The organism is Nonomuraea sp. K271 (assembly GCF_009908215.1).
Taxonomy (GTDB): domain Bacteria; phylum Actinomycetota; class Actinomycetes; order Streptosporangiales; family Streptosporangiaceae; genus Nonomuraea; species Nonomuraea longispora.
Map to the genome: position 1 here is coordinate 1 of NZ_JAAAHR010000361.1, position 1,843 is coordinate 1,843.

The following is a 1,843-nucleotide window of genomic DNA, read 5'->3' on the forward strand; positions in this document are numbered from 1 at the left end:
GGTCAGCGGGGGAAGTGTTCGTTCCAGTTGGGGCCGATCCGGACAGGCGGATCGAAGTTGTTGCCGCCACGGCCGTTGTAGACGTGGAGGACACCTTCGGGGTCGATCGCGGCGATGTCGGTCTGGCCGTCGTTGTTCACGTCGCCGAGCGACATCAGCGCGTGGGCGAGATCCGTCCAGCCGGGGCCGACGGCCTCGGCGGGAGTGAACTTGTTGTGGCCCCTGCCGTTCCAGATCGACAGGGTTCCGTCCTTGACGGCGGCGATGTCGCCGATGCCGTCACGGTTGAAGTCGCCGCCGATGGGGCGGCTGAATCCGGTCCAGCCGGAGCCGACGCGGACCGGCGGGTGGAAGTTGTTGTCGCCCTTGCCGTTCCATATGTGCAGGACACCTTCGGTGTCGACGGCGGCGAGGTCGGCGTGGCCGTCGCGGTTGACGTCGCCGAGGGAGACGAGGGTGGCGGCGAGGTCGTCCCAGCCGGGGCCGACGGCCTCGGCGGGGGTGAACTTGTTGTCGCCCTTGCCGTTCCAGATGTGGAGGGTGCCGTCGCGTACGGCGGCCAGGTCGCCTTTGCCGTCGCCGTTCAAGTCGCCGCCGATGGGCCGGCTGTACGTGTTCCAGTTCGCGCCGACCACGTCCGGCGGGGTGAAGTTGTTGCCGCCCTTGCCGTTCCAGATGGTCAGGCTGCCGGTGCCGGTGGCGAAGATGTCGCCGATGCCGTCACCGTTGAAGTCGGCCCCGAACAGGCTCGGCGGATCCGGCTCGTCCGAGCCTCCGCAGTTGTGGCTCTCCACGTTGCGCCAGGTCCGGCTGTTGGCTTGCCCGTAGGTGACGCCGTTGAAGGTCGGCCGGACCTTCTCGCCGCCGTCCCCCCATGAGGCGCGCCCGTCGCCGTTGGCGTCGTAGCCCAGCTCGAAGTGCAGGTGCGGATGGTTGTTGGACATGCTGCCGCTGGCGCCGACCTTGCCGATCACGGTCCCGCGCTTCACCTCGGTCCCGGCCGCGATGCCTTTGGACTTCAGGTGGATGTAGGTGGTGTGGTAGCGGCCGCCGTGGTCGATCTGTACGGACCAGCCGCTGCTGTCCAGCCACCGGGACTCGTTCACGGTTCCGGCCGCGGCGGCGACCAGGGTGGCGCCGTCGGTGCCGTGCTGGTCCGGCTCCTTCACCATGTCGAGCGCGGGAGCGTGACCCCAGGTGTCGAGGCGCCACTTCTGCCCGCAGGGAAAGGGAAGCTGGAGATCGGGGGCCGCCGCCGCGGCCGGGGAGGACGTCGCTACCACGGTGCCCGCGATGATCGTCGCCATCGTGATCAGTCCGGCGAGAGCTCTGCCGGTGCCTGATAACCGCCGCATGGGTTTCCCTTCGCTCGGTCGCGGACGCCGTCGCCCGCTGCCGGGTGGGAAACCTACTCAGGCCCTCTATACCGCCGTTATATCGGATATTTCATACTATTTGTCAATTAGGTCTCATTTGTCGCTCTACAGGCGCCGGGTGTGGACATATCCAATGGCGGCGCCGAGCAGGCACAGGCCCCACGCCAGAAAAATCGGATATGTCCCGGCGAACGCCCAACTGCCGTCAAGAGCGTCGGCGCCGCCCTCGGGCGCGCACGTACGGGTGATGCCGAACGCGAGGCAACCTGTCATCATCGTTCCGTACTGGCCGACGAGCAGCCCGACGGCCACGGCCGGGACGACGGCGAGGCCGGTCGGTACGCGCCTGCCCCCGGCCCACGGCACCCATCCGGGCACGATCTGCCCCCACCGGCTGATCAGCCCGAGCGTGAGCAGGCCCCCCGCCACCGGCCCCGCGACGAGCAGCCCCCAGTACACCGGCGATC

1 protein-coding gene and 1 pseudogene are annotated in these 1,843 nt (G+C 68.6%); both read right to left on the minus strand.

The annotated features are described in order from the left end of the window. Positions 1-2 precede the first annotated feature (2 nt). Positions 3-1,355, minus strand: a complete 1,353-nt coding sequence (locus tag GUY59_RS46915) for a VCBS repeat domain-containing M23 family metallopeptidase (protein ID WP_138206099.1) — start codon at positions 1,353-1,355, stop codon at positions 3-5. Positions 1,356-1,481: 126 nt separating this feature from the next. After that, positions 1,482-1,843, minus strand: a pseudogene (locus GUY59_RS46920) (hypothetical protein); the annotation flags it as partial.

Bases quoted from the DNA above. Each gene is read 5' to 3' on its own strand.
- GUY59_RS46915 (WP_138206099.1), bottom strand. From the start codon at position 1,355: ATGCGGCGGTTATCAGGCACCGGCAGAGCTCTCGCCGGACTGATCACG.